14 protein-coding genes are annotated in these 15,881 nt (G+C 70.9%); all 14 read left to right on the top strand.

Annotated elements, in window-relative coordinates:
- Positions 1-107 precede the first annotated feature (107 nt).
- The 14 genes from bchF to hemA all read left to right on the top strand — a co-directional run bounded on the left by bchF (position 108) and on the right by hemA (position 15,720).
- Positions 108-611, top strand: coding sequence for a 2-vinyl bacteriochlorophyllide hydratase (gene bchF, locus AC1DXK_RS19025; RefSeq protein ID WP_457106425.1), 504 nt, complete (start codon positions 108-110; stop codon positions 609-611).
- Positions 611-1,885: a ferredoxin:protochlorophyllide reductase (ATP-dependent) subunit N gene (locus tag AC1DXK_RS19020; RefSeq protein WP_457106424.1), complete on the top strand. Its 1,275-nt coding sequence runs from the start codon at positions 611-613 to the stop codon at positions 1,883-1,885. Before bchF ends, AC1DXK_RS19020 begins: the two co-directional genes overlap by 1 nt.
- Positions 1,886-1,889: 4 nt before the next feature.
- Entirely contained in the window at positions 1,890-3,488 is a 1,599-nt protein-coding gene (gene bchB, locus AC1DXK_RS19015) for a ferredoxin:protochlorophyllide reductase (ATP-dependent) subunit B (protein WP_457106423.1), read from the top strand.
- Complete coding sequence (locus tag AC1DXK_RS19010) at positions 3,463-7,167, top strand: magnesium chelatase subunit H (protein ID WP_477298672.1); 3,705 nt, start codon at positions 3,463-3,465, stop codon at positions 7,165-7,167. Before bchB ends, AC1DXK_RS19010 begins: the two co-directional genes overlap by 26 nt.
- Entirely contained in the window at positions 7,164-8,057 is an 894-nt protein-coding gene (gene bchL / locus AC1DXK_RS19005) for a ferredoxin:protochlorophyllide reductase (ATP-dependent) iron-sulfur ATP-binding protein (RefSeq protein WP_457106421.1), read from the top strand. The genes AC1DXK_RS19010 and bchL overlap by 4 nt, the downstream gene beginning before the upstream one ends.
- A 16-nt stretch (positions 8,058-8,073) precedes the next feature.
- A complete protein-coding gene (gene bchM / locus AC1DXK_RS19000) occupies positions 8,074-8,829 on the top strand; it encodes a magnesium protoporphyrin IX methyltransferase (protein ID WP_457106420.1) in 756 nt (251 codons plus the stop codon).
- Complete coding sequence (locus tag AC1DXK_RS18995) at positions 8,826-10,256, top strand: BCD family MFS transporter (RefSeq protein ID WP_457106419.1); 1,431 nt, start codon at positions 8,826-8,828, stop codon at positions 10,254-10,256. Before bchM ends, AC1DXK_RS18995 begins: the two co-directional genes overlap by 4 nt.
- A gap of 18 nt (positions 10,257-10,274) precedes the next feature.
- Positions 10,275-11,054 (top strand): photosynthetic reaction center subunit H, encoded by a 780-nt coding sequence (gene puhA / locus AC1DXK_RS18990; protein WP_457106418.1) that lies wholly within the window; start codon positions 10,275-10,277, stop codon positions 11,052-11,054.
- Positions 11,051-11,701 (top strand): photosynthetic complex putative assembly protein PuhB, encoded by a 651-nt coding sequence (puhB, locus tag AC1DXK_RS18985; protein ID WP_457106417.1) that lies wholly within the window; start codon positions 11,051-11,053, stop codon positions 11,699-11,701. The genes puhA and puhB overlap by 4 nt, the downstream gene beginning before the upstream one ends.
- An 11-nt stretch (positions 11,702-11,712) precedes the next feature.
- Positions 11,713-12,213 carry a photosynthetic complex assembly protein PuhC gene (puhC, locus tag AC1DXK_RS18980; RefSeq protein WP_457106416.1) on the top strand — a complete coding sequence of 167 codons (501 nt, stop codon included), beginning with the start codon at positions 11,713-11,715 and terminating at the stop codon, positions 12,211-12,213.
- The gene (locus AC1DXK_RS18975) at positions 12,213-12,509 is read left to right on the top strand and encodes a hypothetical protein (RefSeq protein WP_457106505.1); all 297 of its coding nucleotides are present in this window, start codon (positions 12,213-12,215) and stop codon (positions 12,507-12,509) included. The genes puhC and AC1DXK_RS18975 overlap by 1 nt, the downstream gene beginning before the upstream one ends.
- Positions 12,506-13,594 (top strand): magnesium-protoporphyrin IX monomethyl ester (oxidative) cyclase, encoded by a 1,089-nt coding sequence (acsF, locus tag AC1DXK_RS18970; protein ID WP_457106415.1) that lies wholly within the window; start codon positions 12,506-12,508, stop codon positions 13,592-13,594. Before AC1DXK_RS18975 ends, acsF begins: the two co-directional genes overlap by 4 nt.
- A 1-nt stretch (position 13,595) precedes the next feature.
- Positions 13,596-14,390 carry a putative photosynthetic complex assembly protein PuhE gene (gene puhE / locus AC1DXK_RS18965; RefSeq protein WP_457106414.1) on the top strand — a complete coding sequence of 265 codons (795 nt, stop codon included), beginning with the start codon at positions 13,596-13,598 and terminating at the stop codon, positions 14,388-14,390.
- A 112-nt stretch (positions 14,391-14,502) separates the two neighbouring features.
- The gene (gene hemA, locus AC1DXK_RS18960) at positions 14,503-15,720 is read left to right on the top strand and encodes a 5-aminolevulinate synthase (protein ID WP_457106413.1); all 1,218 of its coding nucleotides are present in this window, start codon (positions 14,503-14,505) and stop codon (positions 15,718-15,720) included.
- Positions 15,721-15,881: the final 161 nt, after the last annotated feature.

Below are 15,881 nucleotides of genomic sequence, written 5' to 3'. Positions count from 1 at the left end.
TGTCACATCGCAAAAGCGTCAAGCGCACTTGACACTTCTGGGAGCTAAGCCCTAGCCTCTGTCAACGACGGAGCCGTTGGCGACGCCGAGCACCAGGGAGCGGATGCATGGGTCCCGAGGACCGGCCGGCACGACCGCTCTACACGTCCGCCGAACGGCGCCGACGCGATTCCTCTCCTTGGACCCTGGTCCAGGGTGTGCTGGCCCCCCTGCAGTTCGCGATCTTCCTGATCAGCCTCATCCTGGTGCTGCGCACCCTGGCCACCGGTGACGGCCTGCTCGCCGCCGAGGTCTCGGTGGTGGTGAAGACGCTGGCGCTCTACGCGATCATGGTCACCGGCTCGATCTGGGAGAAGGCCGTGTTCGGTCGGTGGCTCTTTGCCCCGGCCTTCTTCTGGGAGGACGTGGTCAGCATGCTGGTGCTGGCCCTCCACACGGCCTATCTGGCCGCCCTCGCCACGGGCGCCCTGGGCGGGCGGGCGCTGCTGCTCCTCGCACTGGCGGCCTACGCGACCTATGTGGTCAATGCCGGCCAGTTCCTGCTGAAGCTGCGCGCCGCCCGCCTGGATGGCGCCGGCAGCCGCGCCCCGCGCCTCGCGGAGGCGCTGTGATGAACGCCCCCCTTCTGCATCAATCCGCCTGCGGCGGCATCGACCTGCACCAGGAGCAGGGGCAGCGCGCGGTGTTCTGCGGGCTCACCGGCATCGTCTGGCTGCACCGGAAGATCCAGGACGCCTTCTTCCTCGTGGTCGGCTCGCGCACCTGCGCGCACCTGATCCAGTCCGCCGCCGGGGTGATGATCTTCGCCGAGCCGCGTTTCGCGACCGCGATCATCGACGAGCGCGACCTCGCCGGCATCGCCGACGCGAACGAGGAACTCGACCGGGTGGTGACCCGGCTGATCGAGCGGCGGCCGGACATCAAGCTCCTGTTCCTGGTGGGGTCCTGCCCGTCGGAGGTGATCAAGCTCGACCTGTCCCGGGCGGCGCAGCGGCTGTCGGGCCGCCTCGCCCCCGTGCGGGTCCTGAACTACTCCGGGTCCGGCATCGAGACGACGTTCACGCAGGGCGAGGATGCCTGTCTCGCCGCCCTGGTGCCGGACCTGCCCGGCGAGGCCGAGACGGCCGCGCCGTCGCTCCTGGTCGTCGGGGCGCTGGCCGACGTTGTGGAGGACCAGTTTCTCCGGATCTTCGCCGCGATGGGAATCGGCGACGTCCGGTTCCTGCCCGCCCGCCGGGCCGGCAGGATGCCGGCGGTCGGGCGCAACACGCGCTATCTCCTGGCCCAGCCGTTCCTGGCCGACACGGCCCGCGCCCTCGAGGAACGCGGCGCCCGCCGGCTCCCCGCGCCGTTCCCGCTCGGCGCCGAGGGCACGACCGGCTGGCTGCGGGCGGCCGCCGAGGCGTTCGGCGTCGCCGAGGCCGTCTTCGACCGGGCGACGGCCCCGGGCCGCACCCGGGCCGAGACCGCCCTCGCACCCCACCGCGAAAAGCTCGCGGGCAAGCGCGTGTTCTTCTTCCCCGATTCGCAGCTGGAGGTGCCCCTCGCCCGCTTCCTCGCCCGGGAGCTCGGCGCAGACCTCGTGGAGGTCGGGACGCCCTACCTGCATCGGGCGCATCTCGCCGCCGAGATCGAGATGCTGCCCCAGGGCACGCGGGTGACCGAGGGCCAGAGCCTCGACGACCAGATGGACCGCTGCCGGGCGGCGCGCCCGGACCTCACGGTCTGCGGCCTCGGCCTCGCCAACCCGCTGGAGGCGGAGGGACTGTCGACCAAGTGGTCGATCGAGCTGCTGTTCACGCCCGTGCAGGGCTACGAGCAGGCCGGCGACCTCGCCGAGCTGTTCGTGCGCCCGCTCCGGCGCCGCGCCCTGCTGGAGGTGTAGCGCCATGCAGCTCACCCTCTGGACCTACGAGGGTCCTCCCCACATCGGCGCCATGCGCGTCGCCACGGCGATGACCGGGCTGCACTACGTGCTGCACGCGCCGCAGGGCGACACCTACGCCGACCTGCTGTTCACGATGATCGAGCGGCGGGACGCCCGCCCGCCCGTCACCTACACGACCTTCCGGGCGCAGGATCTCGGCCGCGACACGGCCGAGCTGTTCAAGACCTCGGTGGCCGCCGCCTACACGCGCTTCCAGCCGCAGGCGATGATCGTCGGCGCCTCCTGCACCGCCGAGCTGATCCAGGACGATCCAGGCGGTCTCGCCAAGGCCCTCGACCTGCCGATCCCGGTGATCCCGCTGGAGCTGCCCGCCTACCAGAAGAAGGAGAACTGGGGCGCCTCGGAGACCTTCTATCGCCTCGTCCGGGCGCTCGCGGGTCCGCCGGCCCCGCGTCCGGCGCGCGAGCCCGGTCGGCGCCCGCTCTGCAACATCCTCGGGCCGACGGCCTTGGGCTTCCGCCACCGGGACGACCTGATCGAGATCCGCCGCCTGCTCGATTCCCTCGGGATCGCCGCCAACATCGTCGCCCCGCTGGGGGCCTCGCCGGCCGACCTCGGCCGCCTCGGGGACGCCGATTTCAACGTCGTGCTCTACCCCGAGACCGCCCGGTCGGCCGCGGAATACCTGAAGAAGAGCTTCGGGCAGCCGTTCACGCAGACCCTGCCGATTGGCGTCGGCGGCACGCGCCGGTTCGTCGCCGAGGTGGCGGAGATCGCCGGAATCGATCCGGCGCCCGTGCTCGACGGCCCGGGCTCGCGCCTGCCCTGGTACTCCCGCTCGGTCGATTCGACCTACCTGACGGCCAAGCGCGTCTTCGTGTTCGGCGACGCGACCCACGCCATCGGCATCGCCCGGGTCGCGGCGCGCGAACTCGGCTTCACCGTGGTCGGCCTCGGCACCTACAGCCGCGAATTCGCCCGCGAGGTCCGCGCCGAGGCGGCCGAGCACGGGATCGAGGCGCTGATCACCGACGACTACCTCGACGTCGAGGCGGCGATCCGCGCCGCCGCGCCGGAACTGGTGCTCGGCACCCAGATGGAGCGCCACGTCGCCAAGCGGCTCGGCATCCCCTGTGCGGTGATCTCGGCGCCGGTCCACGTTCAGGACTTCCCGGCCCGCTACGCGCCGCAGATGGGGTTCGAAGGCGCCAACGTCCTGTTCGACACCCTGGTCCATCCGCTGATGATGGGCCTCGAGGAGCACCTCCTCGGCATGTTCCGGGAGGATCCCGAATTCCACGACGGCGTCGGCCCCTCGCATCTCGGCGGCAAGTCCTTCGGGACTCCGGCGGACGGGGCGCTCGAGGCCGAAGAACGGGCGCCGGCCGACACCCCTCCGACGCCGGCGCCCGTTCCGATCCTGCTGAACAGGGCGGTGGCGGCCGCGTGGTCGCCGGAAGCCGAGAAGGAACTGAAAAAGATCCCGTTCTTCGTGCGCGGCAAGGCCCGCACCAACACCGAGACCTTCGCCCGAGAGCGGCACCTGCCGCTCATCACCATCGAGACCCTCTACGATGCCAAAGCGCATTACGGCCGCTAGGCCGCCGATCCGCGTCGCCATCGTCACGCTCGACAATCACTTGGCGAGCGCGGTGGAACGGGCGCGCCTGCGGCTCCGGTCCGAGATGCCCGGACTGGTGCTGGGCTTCCACGCGGCGGCCGAGTGGGAGACCGACCCGTCGACCCTGGAAGACTGCCGGGCCGACATCGCACAGGCCGACATCGTGCTCTCGGCCATGCTGTTCATGGACGAGCATGTCCGGGCGATCCTGCCGGCGCTCGCGGCCCGGCGCGAGGCCTGCGACGCGATGATCGGCTGCCTCTCGGCGAGCGACGTGGTGAAGACGACGCGGCTCGGCCGCTTCGACATGAGCGGCAACAAGCGCGGCGCCCTCGATTTCCTGAAGAAGCTGCGCGGCAAGCCGGGCCAGCAGGGCAATGCCGGCCGTCAGATGGCACTCGTGCGCAAGCTGCCGAAGATCCTGCGCTTCATCCCGGGTTCGGCGCAGGACGTGCGCGCCTACTTCCTCACCCTGCAATACTGGCTGGCGGGCTCCGACGAGAACGTCGCCGCCCTGGTGCGCTTCCTCGTGCACCGCTACGCGGCGGGCGAGCGGGCGGCGTGGCGCGACGGGCCGGCGGCCCCCGCGCCCCTCGACTACCCCGAGACCGGCCTCTACCACCCGCGCCTGCCCGGCCGGATCGGCGCCGACCCGTCCCGGCTGCCGCGCCTCCCCGGCGCGAAGGGCCGCGTCGGACTCCTGGTGATGCGCAGCTACGTGCTCGCCGGCAACACCGCCCATTACGACGGCGTCATCGCGGCCCTGGAGGCGAAGGGGCTCGACGTGGTGCCGGCCTTCGCCAGCGGCCTCGACAACCGCCCGGCGGTGGAGTCCTTCTTCATGAAGGACGGGCGTGCCTGCATCGACGCCCTCGTATCCCTCACCGGCTTCTCCCTGGTCGGCGGCCCCGCCTACAACGATGCCGCTTCCGCCGAGGCGATGCTGACTGCCCTCGACGTGCCCTACCTCGCCGCCCAGGCGCTGGAGTTCCAGACGCTGGAGCAGTGGGAGGCGGGCGAGCGCGGACTCTCGCCGGTGGAAGCCACCATGATGGTCGCCATCCCCGAACTCGACGGCGCCACCGCCCCGATGGTGTTCGGCGGCCGCTCCGCCGCATCGGGCAGCGACAATGCCCGGGACATGCGGGTCCACCCCGAGCGGGCCGCGCGCCTCGCCGAGCGGGTCACGCAGCTCGTGTCCCTGCGCCGGACCGCGAAAGCCGAGCGCCGGCTCGCCGTGGTGCTATTCAACTTCCCGCCGAATGCCGGCRCCACCGGCACGGCGGCGTTCCTGTCGGTCTACGCCTCGCTCCTCAACACACTGAAGGGGTTGGCGGCCGACGGCTACGCCGTGGAGGTCCCTGAGAGCGTCGATGCCCTGCGCGAGCGTATCCTCGACGGGAACGCCAAGCGTTACGGCACCCAGGCCAACGTCCACGCCCGCATCCCGGCGGAGGATCATCTGCGGCGCGAGACTTACCTCGCCGAGATCGAGACGCAGTGGGGCCCGGCGCCGGGCCGCCACCAGACCAACGGCGCCGAGATCTTCGTGCTCGGAGCGCAGTTCGGCAACGTCCTCGTCGGGGTCCAGCCCGCCTTCGGCTACGAGGGCGACCCGATGCGGCTGCTGTTCGAGCGCGGCTTCGCGCCGACCCACGCCTTCTCGGCTTTCTACCGCTACCTGCGCGAGGATTTCGCCGCCGACGCCGTGCTGCATTTCGGCACCCACGGGGCGCTCGAATTCATGCCCGGCAAGCAGACCGGCCTGTCCGAGGCGTGCTGGCCGGAGCGGCTGATCGGCGCTCTGCCCAACGTCTACCTCTACGCGGCCAACAACCCGTCGGAGGGAACGCTCGCCAAGCGCCGCTCAGCGGCCACGCTGGTGAGCTACCTGACCCCGAGCCTCGCGGCGGCCGGGCTCTACCGCGGGCTGATCGATCTGAAGAGCTCGATCGAGCGCTGGCGCGGCCTCGATCTCGAAGCCGCGGCCGAGCGCGGCAGCCTCGCCGAGCTGATCCAGCAGCAGGGCGCGGCGGTCGACCTTGTGGCGGCCGAGCCGGCCTGGACCGGCGACCTCGGCACCCATGTCGCCGGCCTCTGGACTGCGCTGCAGGAGCTGGAACAGACACTGATCCCGCACGGGCTCCACGTGGTTGGCGCGGGGACGCCGGCAGAAGAGCGGATCGACCTGCTGCTGGCCCTGGCCGAGTCGGCGCACGGCGTTCAGTCGGAGCGGGCAGGGATCGAAGCGCTCGTCGCCGGCCATGGCGTCGAGGCCGCGCTGAAGGCCTCCGGCCTGCCCGCCGACGAGGTGGCCCGCGCCGCCTTCGCGAGCCTCGCCGAGACCGACCGGCTGCTCGCGCGGGACCACGAGGTCCCCGCGCTGCTGCGGGCGCTCGACGGCCGCTTCGTGCCGCCGGTGGCCGGCGGCGACCTGCTGCGCAATCCCGCGATCCTGCCGACGGGCCGCAACCTCCACGGTTTCGATCCCTACCGCCTGCCCTCGGCCTTCGCGGTGGCCGACGGCGCCCGGCAGGTGGCCCGCATCCTCGAGCGCTTCGCCGCGGACGGGAAGCCCTGCCCGGAGAGCGTCGCCCTGGTCCTGTGGGGCACCGACAACCTCAAGAGCGAGGGCGGCCCGATCGCCCAGGCGCTCGCGCTGATCGGCGCAAGCCCCCGCTTCGACGGCTACGGCCGGCTCAGCGGCGCCGAGTTGATCCCCCTGGAAACCCTCGGCCGCCCGCGCATCGACGCGGTGGTCACCCTCTCGGGCATTTTTCGCGATCTGCTACCCTTGCAGACAAAGCTCCTGGCTGAAGCGTCGTACCTCGCCGCCACCGCGGACGAGCCGCTGGAGCAGAACTTCGTCCGCAAGCACGCCCTGGCGATCCAGATCGAGCAGGGCTGCGATCTGGAGACCGCGTCCCTGCGGGTCTTCTCCAACGCCGAGGGAGCCTACGGCGCCAACGTCAACCACCTGGTCGATTCCGGGAACTGGGATGACGACGCCGAGCTGTGCGAGACCTTCTCGCGCCGCAAGAGCTTCGCGTACGGCCGCACCGGCCGCCCGGCGCCGCAGCGCGCCCTGATGCAGGCGGTGCTCGCCTCCGTCGACATGGCCTACCAGAACCTCGACTCGGTCGAGGTCGGCGTCACCTCCGTCGATCACTACTTCGACGGCCTCGGCGGCATGGGCCGGGCGGTCGCCCGGGCCAAGGGCGAGTCGGTGCCGATCTACATCAGCGACCAGACCCGCGGGGAGGGGCGCGTCCGCTCCCTGGAGGAGCAGGTGGCGCTGGAGACCCGCACCCGGATGCTCAACCCGAAATGGTACGAGGGCCTGCTCGGCCACGGCTACGAGGGCGTGCGCCAGATCGAGACCCACCTGACCAACACGGTCGGCTGGTCGGCCACCGCCAACGCGGTCCAGCCCTGGATCTACGAGCGGATCACCGAGACCTACGTCCTCGACCCCGCCATGCGCGAGCGCATGGCGGCCCTCAACCCCACCGCCTCCGCCAAGGTCGCCCAAAGGCTGATCGAGGCCCACCGGCGCGGCTTCTGGACTCCCAACGCAGAGATGCGGGAGGCCCTCGACCGGGCCGAGGAGGAGCTGGAGGATCGTCTCGAAGGCGTCACCACAGGAGTCGCCGCATGAACATCGCCATCCGCAATCCGGTCATCGCCCGGAAGGAAGAAGGCAGCGTCCAGGTCGCCCTCGATCCGGACCTGAAGATCGAGACCGCGAAGGTCTTCGCGGTCTACGGCAAGGGCGGCATCGGCAAGTCGACGACCTCGTCGAACCTGTCGGTGGCCTTCTCGAAGCTCGGCAAGCGGGTGCTGCAGATCGGCTGCGACCCGAAGCACGACTCGACCTTCACGCTCACCAAGCGCCTCGCCCCGACGGTGATCGACGCCCTGGAGGCGGTGAACTTCCACTCCGAGGAGCTGCGCGTCGAGGATTTCGTGGTCGAGGGCTACAACGGCGTGATGTGCGTCGAGGCCGGCGGGCCGCCGGCCGGCACCGGCTGCGGCGGCTACGTGGTCGGCCAGACGGTGAAGCTCCTCAAGGAGCACCACCTCCTGGAGGACACCGACGTCGTGGTGTTCGACGTGCTGGGCGACGTGGTCTGCGGCGGCTTCGCCTCGCCGCTCCAGCACGCCGACCAGGCGCTGATCGTCACCGCCAACGATTTCGACTCGATCTTCGCCATGAACCGGATCGTGGCGGCGATCCACGCCAAGTCGAAGAACTACCCGGTGCGCCTGGGCGGCGTCATCGCCAACCGCTCGGCCAAGACCGACGAGATCGACCGGTTCAACGACGCGGTCGGGCTGCGGCGGCTCGCCCATTTCCCTGACCTCGACATCGTCCGGCGCTCGCGGCTCAAGAAGTCGACCCTGTTCGAGATGGACTCGTCCCCGGAGCTCGACGCCGTGACCGCCGAGTACATGCGGCTCGCCGAGACGCTCTGGTCGGGTGCCGAGCCCTGCGAGGCGGTCCCGATGAAGGACCGCGACCTGTTCGAGTTCCTCGGTTTCGATTGAGTTTGGGGTCCGACCGATGGCCAGCGCCAGCTACGACGCCCGCCGGGGCGAATTGACCACCTACTTCGACCGCACCGCGGTGGAGGCGTGGTCGCGCCTGACCTCGGACGCCCCGGTGAGCCGGATCCGCGCCACGGTTCGGGCGGGGCGCGACGCCATGCGGGCGACGCTCCTCTCCTGGCTGCCGGCCGACATGACCGGCCTGCGCCTGCTCGATGCCGGCTGCGGCACCGGGGCGCTCAGCGTCGAGGCGGCGCGCCGCGGCGCGGAGGTGGTCGCCATCGACGTCTCGCCGACGCTGGTCGGGCTCGCCCGCGAGCGGCTCCCGGAGATCCCCGGCGGCGGGCGCATCGATTTCCGTGTGGGCGACATGCTCGATCCGAATCTCGGGCGGTTCGACCACGTGGTGGCGATGGATTCGCTGATCCATTACCGGGCCGCCGACATCGTCCGGGCGCTGGCGGCACTGGGCGCGCGCACGGACGGGTCGGTGCTGTTCACCGTGGCGCCGCGGACGGCGCTGCTGACCGTGATGCACGCCGCCGGGAAGCTGTTTCCCCGCGGCGACCGCTCGCCCGCCATCGTGCCGGTGACCGAGGGCGGGCTGCGGCGGCGGATCGCTTCGGACTCCGCCCTCGACGGGCTCAGCTGGACGCGGAGCCACAGGATCAACAGCGGCTTCTATCTGTCGAACGCGATCGCGCTGTCCCGCGCTGTCCCGTCCCCCGCAGAGGGGGGAGGGAACCCAGCGGTACCCGGGGCGCGATCATGACCGCTGCATCCCAGAAACTCACCCGCGCCCTCATGCGCCTCGGTCCGGCAATCCTGCCCTTCGCGGACGCCGCCACGGTCGAGCTGCCCCTGGGACGCCTCCTGCGCCTCGCCCTGTTCCAGGTCACCGTCGGCATGGCGGCGGTGCTGCTGATCGGCACCCTGAACCGGGTGATGATCGTCGAACTCGCCGTGCCGGCCTGGATCGTCGCCATGATGCTGGCGCTGCCGCTGGTCTTCGCCCCCCTGCGGGCGCTGGTCGGCTTCCGCTCGGACACGCACCGCTCGGTGCTGGGCTGGCGGCGGGTGCCCTACATCTGGTTCGGCACGCTGCTGCAGTTCGGCGGCCTGGCGATCATGCCCTTCGCCCTGCTGATCCTGTCGGGGGACACGACCGGGCCGCTCTGGGTCGGCGACCTCGCGGCGGCGCTCGCCTTCCTGCTGGTCGGGGCTGGCCTGCACACCACCCAGACCGTGGGCCTCGCCCTCGCCACCGACCTCGCCCCGGCGCATGCGCGGCCGAAGGTCGTGGCCCTGCTCTGCGCGGCGCTGCTGTTCGGCATGATGGCGAGCGCGGTGCTGTTCGGGCTGTTCCTCGCCCACTTCTCGGCCGTGCGGCTGATCCAGGTGATCCAGGGCGCGGCGCTGGTCACCATCATCCTCAACGGGATCGCCCTGTGGAAACAGGAACCCCGCGATCCCCACCGCACCCGCGAGGCCCCGCAGCGCGACTTCCGGTCGTCCTGGCAGGCCTATGCGGGCCAGGGCACCGCCCGGCGGCGCCTCGTGGCGATCGGCCTCGGCACCGCGGGCTTCTCCATGCAGGACATCCTGCTGGAGCCCTATGGCGGCCAGATCCTGCACCTGTCGGTGGGCGCCACCACGGCGCTCACCGCCCTGCTCGCTGCCGGCGGCGGGCTCGGCCTCCTGGTGGCGGCACGCTGGCTCGGGCGCGGGGGCGATCCGTTCCGGGTCTCGGCGGTGGGCGTTGGGATCGGGATCCTCGCCTTCTCGGCGGTGGTCTTCGCCGCGCCGCTGGCCTCGGCCGACCTGTTCGCCGCCGGCGTCAGCCTGATCGGGCTCGGCGGCGGCCTGTTCGCCCACGGCACGCTCACCGCCTCGATGAACCGCGCCGGCCCTGAGGATACCGGGCTCGCCCTCGGCGCCTGGGGCGCCGTGCAGGCCACCGCCGCCGGCCTCTCGATCGCGGCGAGCGGACTCGTGCGCGACGTCGGCGGGGCCATCGCCCAGTCGGGTGTGCTCGGCGAGGGCATGAACGAGCCCGCGATCGGCTACCTCATCGTCTACCACATCGAGATCGCCCTGCTGTTCGCCGCGCTCCTCGCGCTCGGACCGCTGGTGCGTGAGGACGCGCGCACAGACCATCGTGACCGAATCGCCGGCGACCTTGCCGGCCGAACCGCCTGAGACACGGGGAGGACAGCCATGCCAACCGGCGCACTTACGGGCTACGTCGACGTCGCCCAAGTCGTGCTCTACGCCTTCTTCCTCTTCTTCGCGGGGCTGGTCTTCTGGCTGCGCCGCGAGGACCGGCGGGAAGGCTATCCGCTCGAGAACGAAGCGGTCGGGCGCCGCAAGACCGTCGATCCGATCCTGATCCCCCGGTCCAAGGCCTTCCATCTGCCGGGCGGTGAGACGACCTACGCGCCGCAGGCGATGCACGGCCAAGATGACATCGAGACGGGCATCCCCGCCCGCAAGGTCGAGCCCTGGCCGGGCGCGCCCTACGAGCGCACGGACACGTCGCTCCAGGCCGGCGTCGGACCCGGCTCCTGGGTGCTGCGGCACGACGTGCACGACCGGACCTGGGACAACGAGATCCGTATCGTGCCCCTGCGCGTCGCGAAGAACTTCGTGGTGCACGAGAGCGGCCCGAATCCGATCGGCATGACGGTGTTCGGCACCGACAACGCCGTGGCGGGCGTCATCAGCGACGTCTGGGTCGATCGCGGCGAGTCGCTGATCCGCTACTACGAGGTGGAGCTCGCGACGGGCGGCCGCCGCCTGATGCCGACCACCTTCTGCCGGGCCGGCGGCTTCACCAAGACGGTGAAGACCGAGGCGCTGCTCGCCAGCCAGTTCGCCGACATCCCGGAGATCCGCGATCCCGACAGCGTGACCTTCCTGGAGGAGGAGCGGATCATCTCGTATTTCGGCGCCGGCACGCTCTACGCCACGCCGGCCCGGGCGGAGCCCCTGATATGAGCGGCGACTTCCTCCCCGAGGGCACCCTGCGGGGTTTGCCCGGCCCGCTGCCGGCGGGCGAGCGCATCCTCTGGCAGGGTGCGCCGGCCACCGCGGGCCTGCTGGTCCGGGTGTTCCACGCCCGTCTGGTGATCGCGTGGTTCGCGGTCTGCGCCCTGGCCTTCGGCCTCGCGGCCGGCACGCCCGCCGCGGCGCTGCGGGTGGTGGGACCGACGCTGCTGATCGGGTCCGGTGCCGTCGGGCTGCTCTGGCTCCTCGCGTGGCTCACGCACCGGACGACGCTCTACACGGTGACCAACCGCCGCGTCGTGCTCCAGGCCGGCATCGCCCTGCCGGTGACCCACAACCTGCCCTTCGCGCAGATCGACACCGCGTCGCTGCGTGCCTTCACGGATGGCAGCGGCGACCTACCGCTGCGGTTGCGGTCGGGCATCCGTATCGCCTACCTTCAGCTCTGGCCGCATGCCCGGCCCTGGTGTCTCGCGCGGACAGAGCCCATGCTGCGCTCCGTGCCGGACGCGGAGGCGGTGGCGACGCTGCTGGCGCGAGCCCTGGAGGCCCATGCCGACGGCACCGCGCCGCCGATGCGGGTCACCCGCCTGGGCCGAGCGGACGAGAATCCCGGTCGCCTCGTCGCGGCCGAGTAGGGAGGGACGCGATGGGCGAGCGGGCGGAGGGCGCCGGCCGGGCCTTGGGGTCGGCGGCCGCGGGACCGGCACCGGCGCTGCTGATGATCGGCGCCGGCGCGCTGATGGGCTTCACCATGCTGGCGGTCCTGATCGGCCGGAGCGAGGGTGTCGGCCTCGTCGCCCTGCCGCCCGCCAAGGCGGTGGCGCGGCTCGAGTTCCGCGCCGAGGATCAGGTCGACGGCTCCATCGCTCTGCGGGACGTCGCCGACCGGCACATCGTCGCCTGGATCCGCCCCGGCGAGGATGGCTTCCTGCGCGGGACCCTGCGGGGCCTCGCCCAGGCCCGCCAGCGGGAAGGTCTCGGACCCGAGAAGCCCTTCAGCCTGACCCGCTTCGACGACGGCCGCCTCGCGCTGGCCGACGAGGCCACCGGGCGCCAGGTGCCCCTGGAGGCCTTCGGCCCCACCAATGCCGGCGCCTTCGCCCGGCTGATGCCCGCGCCGGGCGTCTCCGCGACGGAGACCCGGTGATGGGCCTGTTCGGCAGCCGCACCGTCACCGTGCCCTGTACGGTGGAGATCGAGCAGACCCCCGAGAGCCTGCACGCGCACGTGACCCTCGATGCCGGCTTCGAGATCGCGCCCGGCGACGAGGTCCAGGTCCACGATGCGCCGACATCCGTGCCCTACGGCGAGCGGCTGACCGTGCGCCGCACCGCCACCGTCACCCGGGCCGGCCCGCTCGAGCGGGCCTGGACCAAGCTCATCGCCCATCTCGAGCTGACCGAACTCTACGAGGTCAGCTTTTCCGAGAGGAGGAAGCTGTGAACGCTCCCGTCGCGCCCCCCACCGGACAGCCGGTCCCGAAGTTGCCGGTCAACGAATCGACCAAGGCCGCGCAGGAGACGACCTTCCTGTCGCCCCGCTTCTACACCACCGATTTCGTCGAACTCGACCGCACGAACGTCGAGCCGGTGCGTCGCGACTGGGACGTGCTCATCGCAGAGCTGCGCGCCGACCCGAACAAGCGCCACTTCACCCGCAACGAAGAGTTCGACTGCGACCTGTCGCAGATGGAGCCCGAGCTGCGGAAGGAGTTCTTGGACTTTCTAGTCTCCTCCATCACGGCGGAGTTTTCCGGCTGCGTCCTCTATGCCGAGATGCGCAAGCGGGCGAAAAACAAGGACATCAAGGAGCTGTTCGGCTTCATGAGTCGCGACGAGGCCCGTCACGCCGGCTTCATCAACGACACGCTCAAGGATTTCGGCATCGGTGTGGACCTTGGCTTCCTCACCAAGTCGAAAAAATACACGTTCTTCCGGCCGAAATTCATCTTCTACGCGACCTATCTGTCGGAAAAGATCGGCTACGCCCGCTACATCACGATCTTCCGCGAGCTGGAGCGGCACCCGGAGCGGCGCATCCATCCGATCTTCAAGTGGTTCGAGCTGTGGTGCAACGACGAGTTCCGCCACGGCGAGGCCTTCGCGCTGCTGATGCGCGCCAACCCGAAACTGACGAGCGGCGTGAACCGCTACTGGATCCGGTTCTTCCTGCTTGCGGTCTTCGCCACGATGTACGTCCGCGACCATCACCGCCCGGCCTTCCACAAGGCGCTCGGCGTCGATCCGTCCGACTACGACTTCAAGGTCTTCCGGATCACCTCGGAGATCTCCCGGCAGACCTTCCCGCTGGAGCTCGACCTCGACAACCCGAAGTTCAAGGCGGGGCTCGACCGGCTGCTCGCCTGCTCCCGGGCGATCGCCGACGCCAAGGCGCGGGGCGGCCCCGTCGGCAAGGTCCTGCAGGGGTTCCACGCCGCCCGGGCGGCCGCGACCTTCGCCCGGTTGTATCTTCTGCCCGTCAAGGCCAACGCCCTGCCGGCCGACATCCGCCTCCAGCCGGTCTGGTAGCATGGGGACCTACGCCGCCCCGGTCCTGTACGCGGTTCTGCTCTGGTGGTTCTCCACCGGGCTGATCCTGCTGCTCGACCACGCCCCGCGGCGGACGCATCCGTGGAGCATGGCCGGGGCGACCCTGCTGCTCGCCGGCGCCCTTGTGGCGATCCGGTCCAGCGCCGCCGACACGAGCGCGACGGGGGCCTACACGGCCTTCACGGCGGCGCTCGTCGTCTGGGGCTGGCAGGAGATGAGCTACTATATGGGCTTCCTGTCGGGTCCGCGGCCGGTGGCCTGCGCCCCGGGCGTGCGGGGGGTCGACCGGTTCTTTGCGGCCCTGGCCACCAGCCTGTGGCACGAATTTGCCATCGTGATCGGCGGCCTCGCGATCCTGGCGCTGGTCTGGGGCAGCCCCAACCGCTTCGCCCTGTGGACCTACGGCACCCTGGTGGTGATGAACCTCTCGGCGCGGCTCAACCTGTTCCTGGGGGTCCGCAACCTCCACGCCGAATTCCTGCCGGACCATCTCGGCTACCTCGCCTGCTACCTGTCGCGGAAGCCGATGAACCTGCTGTTCCCGGTCTCGGTGAGCCTCGGGACCATCGCGGCGGCGCTGCTCGGGCGCGCGGCCCTGGGGCCGAACCTGCTGGAGCACGAGCTGATCGGCTTCACGGTCCTGGCGACGCTGACCGCGCTCGCCACCCTGGAGCACTGGTTCCTGATGCTGCCGCTGCCCTCGGCGGAGCTGTGGCGCTGGAGCCTGCCGGCCCGGGCGTCCGGGGAGGCGGCGAGACCGCCAGATCGCGTGTAGGTCGGGGGATCACAGCCGGGCGGCGCACGTCCACCAATCTGGAACTGGTCTTGTGCGAAATCCGGTGTCACAGGCGGGATCAACCCGCAGGGTTTGTTCGGGGAGAGGCGACATGGACTACGAGACCTTCTTCGGGACTGAGATCGCCGGTCTCCACCGGGAGGGGCGCTACCGGGTCTTCACCGACCTCGAGCGCCATGCCGGCAACTTCCCGCATGCCACGCACCACCATGCCGGCGGCACGCGGCCGGTCACGGTCTGGTGCTCGAACGACTATCTCGGCATGGGCCAGCACCCGAACGTCATCGGGGCGATGCACGAGGCGATCGACCGCTGCGGCGCCGGCGCCGGCGGCACCCGCAACATCTCGGGCACGAATCACTATCACGTGCTGCTGGAGCAGGAACTCGCCGACCTCCACGGCAAGGAGGCGGCCCTGCTGTTCACCTCCGGCTACGTGTCGAACTGGGCGGCGCTCGGCACCCTGGCGTCGCGCCTGCCGAACTGCGCGGTCTTCTCGGATTCCGAGAACCACGCCTCGATGATCGAGGGCATCCGGTTCTCGCGCGCCGAGCGCCACATCTTCCGCCACAACGACCCGGAGGATCTGAACCGCAAGCTCGGACTGGTCGACCCGGCCCGGCCGAAGCTGGTCGCCTTCGAGTCGGTCTACTCGATGGACGGCGACATCGCGCCGATCGCCGAGATCTGCGACGTGGCCGAGGCCCACGGGGCACTCACCTACCTGGACGAGGTCCACGCGGTCGGCCTCTACGGCGCCCGCGGCGGCGGCATCTCGGAGCGGGACGGAGTCGCCCACCGGCTCGACGTGATCGAGGGCACGCTGGGCAAGGCGTTCGCGGTCCACGGCGGCTACATCACGGCCTCCGAGAAGCTCTGCGACTTCGTACGCAGCTTCGCCTCGGGCTTCATCTTCACCACCTCGCTGCCCCCGGCCGTCGCGGCGGGCGCGGCGGCCTCGATCCGCCACCTGAAGACGAGCGGCACCGAGCGCGCCCGGCACCAGGAGCGCGTGGCGAAGGTCCGGCAGGCGCTGGAAGCCGCCGACATCCCGACCATGCCCAACGACAGCCACATCGTGCCGGTGATGGTCTGCGACCCCGTGCTGTGCAAGGGAATCTCCGACACCCTGCTCGACGAGTTCGGCATCTACGTGCAGCCGATCAACTACCCGACGGTGGCCCGCGGCACGGAGCGCCTGCGGATCACCCCGTCGCCGCTGCATACGGATGCCGACATCGCCCGTCTCGTCGAGGCGCTCACCACGATCTGGGGACGGATCGGGCTCCGGCAGAAGGCCGCGGAGTAGGGCGCTCGTCCCCTCCCCTTGCGGGGAGGGGTAGGGGTGGTGCAGGCGGCACCGCTCCGCTCGATGTTGTACCACCCCCACCTCCGGCTCCTCCCCACCCAGATCGGGCTTGCCCGCCCTGGGCAGACACGAAGCGGATCTCGGACGAGTCCGAGATCCGC

The sequence above is a fragment of the Methylobacterium sp. P3_A11 genome (assembly GCF_056403155.1).
This window is presented reverse-complemented; position numbering and strand designations above follow the sequence as displayed.

Coding starts and splice junctions, on each gene's coding strand:
- bchF (WP_457106425.1), top strand. CDS start 108: ATGGGTCCCGAGGACCGGCCGGCACGACCGCTCTACACGTCCGCCGAA.
- AC1DXK_RS19020 (WP_457106424.1), top strand. CDS start 611: ATGAACGCCCCCCTTCTGCATCAATCCGCCTGCGGCGGCATCGACCTG.
- bchB (WP_457106423.1), top strand. CDS start 1,890: ATGCAGCTCACCCTCTGGACCTACGAGGGTCCTCCCCACATCGGCGCC.
- bchL (WP_457106421.1), top strand. CDS start 7,164: ATGAACATCGCCATCCGCAATCCGGTCATCGCCCGGAAGGAAGAAGGC.
- bchM (WP_457106420.1), top strand. CDS start 8,074: ATGGCCAGCGCCAGCTACGACGCCCGCCGGGGCGAATTGACCACCTAC.
- AC1DXK_RS18995 (WP_457106419.1), top strand. CDS start 8,826: ATGACCGCTGCATCCCAGAAACTCACCCGCGCCCTCATGCGCCTCGGT.
- puhA (WP_457106418.1), top strand. CDS start 10,275: ATGCCAACCGGCGCACTTACGGGCTACGTCGACGTCGCCCAAGTCGTG.
- puhB (WP_457106417.1), top strand. CDS start 11,051: ATGAGCGGCGACTTCCTCCCCGAGGGCACCCTGCGGGGTTTGCCCGGC.
- puhC (WP_457106416.1), top strand. CDS start 11,713: ATGGGCGAGCGGGCGGAGGGCGCCGGCCGGGCCTTGGGGTCGGCGGCC.
- AC1DXK_RS18975 (WP_457106505.1), top strand. CDS start 12,213: ATGGGCCTGTTCGGCAGCCGCACCGTCACCGTGCCCTGTACGGTGGAG.
- puhE (WP_457106414.1), top strand. CDS start 13,596: ATGGGGACCTACGCCGCCCCGGTCCTGTACGCGGTTCTGCTCTGGTGG.
- hemA (WP_457106413.1), top strand. CDS start 14,503: ATGGACTACGAGACCTTCTTCGGGACTGAGATCGCCGGTCTCCACCGG.